This is a genomic window from Xylanibacter rarus (assembly GCF_001275135.1).
In the GTDB taxonomy this organism is placed as follows: Bacteria; Bacteroidota; Bacteroidia; order Bacteroidales; family Bacteroidaceae; genus Prevotella; species Prevotella rara.
Genome location: NZ_LFQU01000058.1, coordinates 1 through 5,887, shown reverse-complemented (window position 1 = coordinate 5,887; position 5,887 = coordinate 1). Strand labels below are relative to the sequence as shown.

The following is a 5,887-nucleotide window of genomic DNA, read 5'->3' as shown; positions in this document are numbered from 1 at the left end:
AAATATTTAGGGCTGTATGTTCAAAACGACTTACTCTTACGAAGAGTACATCTAACGTTGCAAATTTACGAATTTATTTTTATTACCAATATTTTGCCGATAAAAATAGTGTTTATTCATGTTTTCAAAGTTGTTACAATATGAACTTATGTGAACCAAATGCATGTCATATTGTTTCTTATTCTCTGATTATCAAACATTTAGCAACGTCAGACTTACTCTTCGTAAGAGTGAGTCATCAATTTGTTGAGCTAAGCAGACGAGACTATTATGGATAGCAATACACCGATGCATGTTAAAAGTCCGACGGTAACACCTACCGACGGCGCCGTAGGCGTGCCAAAAGCAACCAAAAACGGCAAACATTGGTATATAGCCGTCGTAAACAACAACTCCGAAAAACTTTGTTGCGAGAGGCTTCTGGCACGCATTGCGTCGCAGCCTGACAGCGAAAAAGACTATGAGGTCTATGTGGCAGCGCAGAAGGAGATGCGCACATGGCGCAACGGCCGCCGCAAGCTCGTAGAGCGCATCATCTTCCCCACCCTCGTCTTCATCCGCTGCACCGACCTCATGCGCCGCAAGGAGATAGTGTTCCTGCCATACATCAAGCGCTTCATGGTCAACATAGCCGGCAGTCCCGAAAACGGCCATCGCCCTGTTGCCGTCATCCCCGACCAGCAGATGCGCAGCCTTATGCGCATGGTCAGCGATGCCGAGAGCGACGTAACCATCGACCCGCGCCCGTTGCGCCGTGGCGAGAAGGTACGCGTCAACGGAGGCAAGCTCATGGGCCTCGAAGGCTATGTCCTTCAGTGTCCCGACAACAGCACCAGCCTCGTCATCGACATCGGCATCCTCGGCAGCGCCAAGGTCAATATATCGCGCGACCTGCTCGATCCGATAGAGTAACAGAATCGTCATAATAAACACCACATATATCATCATATCTCCAATTAATTTCAGAACTTAACCGTAAAGGCGGGCAATATCAGTCAGGTAAAAAATACACCGGACATACATCGCCCAAAGCTTCATCGGCAGGATAACACCCCACTCCATTAGCAACAGACTGTGCAAAGATATAGCCACTCTGAACATATTTCACCATTTTGTCCCCAACGGGACAAAAAAGTTGTTAACGCAACGCTATATAAGTGAAAAATTAACAGTGAACAGATGGCAATAAAAAATAAAAGTAAAAATTAAAGGCTAAAGAAATTACTTGCAATCACTACCTACGTTTGCTAATGTTTGGTATAAAGTTATGATGTAATGCCACATAGGAAGTAATCAGATTACAAATCTTTATATTCAATTCCGGCGGAGCGCAGATCCGCCGGAACAATAGCGAACGTAGTGATTATGAAGTTATTATAAAAATCAACAAAGCATATGACTTTAACTACTATAACTTCTTTAACTACTATAACTACAGATAAAAGCGCAAATCCGCCGGTACGAAAGATTAGGAGTTAAAGGAGTTAAAGTAGTTATCGCTCACTAAGGTGAGCTAGGAGTTAGAGTCATATGTAAACGCAGTGCTTGCGAAAAGAATCAACAAAGCATATGACTTTAACTACTATAACTTCTTTAACTACTATAACTACCGATGATAATCCTCGGTACAAAAAGTTATGATAAGAATCAACAAAGCATATGACTTTAACTACTATAACTTCTTTAACTACTATAACTACCGATGATAATCCGCCGGCACCAAAAATGATATTGTGTAAATTCAATTATACAACAATGAAAAATTTAGAATCAGCCGAAAAGAAGGCACGTCTGTTAACCACAGTGGTTATCGACAAATTAGTTAAGTCAACCTGCCGCAGCTGCAGGACACTAGAAACAGAGCTGCATGTACGTCACGGATTCATTAAAGCAGTCTAAGACAACAACCTGAAGTCTGGCGACAGCCTTACCTGCATCCAGCTGTTGGCCGCCAACTCGATAATAGTAGACGGCTACAAGCGCAGGATAGAAAACTATCGCCTCATCAAGTCGCCACAACAGCAGGCAGAACAAAAAAAGCTCAACGAGTGGCGCAAATACTTCACACAGCTCATCACACAACTCACAAGAGACTGAGGCGCAAAGGCGCAAATAAAGAGCCCCACCAAACCTCCCCCGTGGGGAGGCTTAAGTTTCGATTTCTCTAAGTGAAGAACGAAGAGCGGGCTTGCGCAATTAAAAATTAAGAAAGTTAGTCCTGATGCTGACAAGAAGCAACAAAGACACATGGTTTCCTGTGCTATTGTCATTGGGAGTTAAAGGAGTTAGAGTAGTTATCGCTCACTAAGATGAGCTATTAGTTAGAGTCAATAGCAAACACAGTACTTGCGAAAAGATCCAGCAAAGTATTTGGATTTTTCACTCTAAATTCCGACAGACATTTTTCACTTTTAATTTTTCATTTTTAATTCACGCAGTGATAGGCTAGTAACCTGCTCTATAAACTCCTTACGCGCGCGCCCGAGGAATATAAGTGTTAATATCCATTTTGGATGACACAAAACACAAATATTATATAAAAGTTACGAAACCTACTTACCACCCTATCACACCCTAATGCCTGTTTTGTCGTAATTTCGGAACTATTATCTGGTGTAAGACATTGATAATAAATGATATAAGATAATGCGTGATGATGAGGTGTATATCACTGCAACCTTACAGACAAGGTTGTCACTTTTATGCGAAAATATGCCTAAAAAAAGCGAGTAAAAAAACGTTAACAATGTTAATATCCAAATTTTGGATGACAAAAAATTAACATTCATTATATGTTGAAAATCGACTAAAATGTGCAAAAACGTGATAAGGTTACAGTAAGGTGATTATGTTCTAGATATGTAAATATAAGTTACTAAGAATAGAGGTGAAAAAAGAAGGACAGATGCAGAATCCGGATAGGAGTTAAAGTAGTTATAGAAGTTATCGCCAACAAGTTGGCTAGGAGTTAGAGTCAATAGCAAACATAGTACTTGCGAAAAGATCCAACAAAGCGATTGGATTTTTCACTCTTACTTACGCCTGGCGTTTTTCACTTTTAATTTTTAATTAGCTAACGCTGAACTTCGTTTGCGCTTTTGCGCCTGCTCTTCACTTAGAAAATACTACTCAAACTACCGAGAAGCAAAAGCCTCCCACGGGGGAGGTTTGGTGGGGCTCTTAATTCACGCAGTGCTAGGTTTACCACCTACTTTATAAACTTTTTATATTATATACGCGCAAAAAAAATAAAATGAATATATATACATGCCGATAATTTATTTTATCGCATATATATAAAAAGTTTTGAAAACAGCTTACCACCCTGTCACTCTTACAGTGCTCCGGAAGGCAGAAAATGGCATAAGAAACGAACGTAACATGCATATATACAGCGACTTGCATCTGTGCGGTTACCCTTTGACAGAGCACTGCAGGCTTTAATCACTACCTGTAGCAAAAAACGCGAAAAAGTCCAAATCTTTTTGAAATAAAAAATAAAACCGAAAAATAAAATGTAAATATTTATTCTCAAAATCTTTTTTAAAACCGAAAAAAGATTTTCTGATATAGAATAATAAATGTTGCATAACGAACAAAATACATACAACCTTACTACAAGGTGATTATGCTCTTGATATGTAAAGATAAATTACTAAGAAATATGAGTAAACGATGAAGTTATGACAATATCCCACAAAGCACATGACTTAACTTCATAACTCCCGAAAAGCAATCATTTCTGCATAGAAAATCATTGTTTTTCTCCTCAAAACTCACTGAGTTTTACCTCGCAAATCAACACGTTATGAAAGAAATAATAATAGCAAAAAATAGATTCAAAGCTCTATGATACAACATTCAATAGGTACAATCAACAGCATTATAATTCAAAAAATGCAACGGTATTTAATTTTTAACTTGTAACAATTCATTTCCGCTAAAACGTTTAATTTGTAATTTTTTAGTAAATTGCGCAAGCCCGATTGTGCTTTGCTCCTGTTTTTCACTTAGATAATGACTGATACAGCACAAAATAATAAAAGAATAGCAAAAAACACATTGCTACTATATGTACGCATGCTGTTTATGATGGCAGTAAGTCTATATACATCACGTGTAGTGTTACATACATTAGGTGTTGAAGATTTCGGTATATACAATGTTGTAGGCGGAGTTGTAGCTATGTTTTCTGTAATATCCGGCTCTTTGTCATCTGCTATCAGTAGGTTTATTACATATGAACTCGGTAAGGGAGATAAAGAAAAACTGATAAGAATATTTTCATCATCAGTAACGATACAACTTGTATTAGGTCTAATTATATTGATCTTGGCAGAAGCTATAGGGGTATGGTTTCTAAATGCTAAAATGACAATACCTACAGACCGTATGTATGCTGCCAATTGGGTGTTTCAACTATCTATATTGACTTTTATAATAAACCTGATAAGCATTCCATACAATGCTGCAATAATAGCACATGAAAAGATGTCAGCTTTTGCATATATAAGCATATTGGAGGTAGTGGCTAAACTTGTTATTGTTTATATGCTGTTATGGTCACCGTTTGACAAACTTATATTCTATGCAATATTAATGGCATCAGTTGCATTAATAATCCGTTTTGTTTATGGATATTATTGTAAACGACACTTTGAGGAATGTACCTACCATTTTATATTTGATAAGGAACTCTTAAAAAAGATGTTCGGCTTTGCCGGATGGAATTTTATTGGTGCGACATCTGCTGTATTACGTGATCAGGGTGGAAACATTATCATAAACCTTTTCTGTGGTCCGGCTGTAAATGCAGCCCGAGGTATTGCATATCAGGTAAATAATGCCATAAGCGGTTTTGTAAGTAATTTTATGATGGCCCTTAATCCCCAGATAACAAAATCGTATGCAGCCGGAAACAAAGAATATATGATGACATTGATACATCAAGGAGCAAGACTTTCCTTTTATATATTACTGATACTTTCATTACCGGTAATAATCAATGCCCATTATATTCTTACATTATGGCTTAAGATTGTTCCTGATCATACGACATTATTTGTACAATTAGTATTGATTTTTGCCATGTCAGAATCAATATCAAATCCACTTATAACCGCTATGCTTGCGACAGGGAACATACGCAATTATCAGATAGTTGTAGGGGGGCTGCAAATGACGAATTTGCCTATATCATATATTCTGTTAAGAAACGGTTGTATACCAGAAACTGTATTGATTGTTGCTATTTGTATATCTCAATGCTGTTTGGCATTACGCCTATATATGCTAAGAGGCATGATTGGTCTTTCTGTACGTGAATATATGAGTAAGGTGTATTTTAATGTCTTGGCTGTTACAATTTTATCAGCTATTATTCCTTGTTTATTATCGTCTTATTTGAAAGAGACGTTTATAAGTTTTATTATGATATGTGCAATTTCTGTTATTTGTACTTTCAGCGTGATATATTTTGTAGGTTGTAACAGAAATGAGCGTCAATTTATTTTATCAAAAATAACAGCAATAAAAAGTAAATTCAGAAAATGATAAATATAACTGATAAGCACAATTGTTGTGGATGTTCAGCATGCGTACAACGTTGTCCAAGACAATGTATATCACTGATTGAAGATAATGAGGGCTTCCTTTATCCTCATGTTAATATTGATAAGTGCATTGATTGTCGATTATGCGAAAAAGTATGCCCTATTATAACTCCATATAAAGAGTCTGAACCACTTCAAGCATATGCTTTAATTAATGAAGATGACGAAGTGAGAATGCAAAGTTCATCAGGAGGTATATTTACATTAATTGCAAATTATGTTATTGAAAAACATGGCGTTGTATTTGGTGCTACTTATGATCCAAAATGGAATGT

The 5,887-nt window shown here is 37.2% G+C and carries 4 protein-coding genes; all 4 read left to right on the top strand.

Translation table 11 applies throughout. From position 1 onward, the window contains the following. The first annotated feature begins 270 nt into the window (after positions 1 to 270). Positions 271 to 912 (top strand): transcription termination/antitermination NusG family protein, encoded by a 642-nt coding sequence (locus tag ACU52_RS14360; protein WP_239684941.1) that lies wholly within the window; start codon positions 271 to 273, stop codon positions 910 to 912. A gap of 1,032 nt (positions 913 to 1,944) precedes the next feature. Then, positions 1,945 to 2,097, top strand: coding sequence for a hypothetical protein (locus ACU52_RS15235; protein WP_156316898.1), 153 nt, complete (start codon positions 1,945 to 1,947; stop codon positions 2,095 to 2,097). Between the two features lie 1,920 nt (positions 2,098 to 4,017). Next, on the top strand, positions 4,018 to 5,553 hold the full coding sequence (locus ACU52_RS14355; RefSeq protein ID WP_053399300.1) for an oligosaccharide flippase family protein: 1,536 nt from the start codon (positions 4,018 to 4,020) through the stop codon (positions 5,551 to 5,553). After that, positions 5,550 to 5,887: 4Fe-4S dicluster domain-containing protein (locus tag ACU52_RS14905; protein ID WP_147630899.1), on the top strand; the 338-nt coding region annotated here is incomplete at its 3' end. The genes ACU52_RS14355 and ACU52_RS14905, both read left to right, overlap by 4 nt.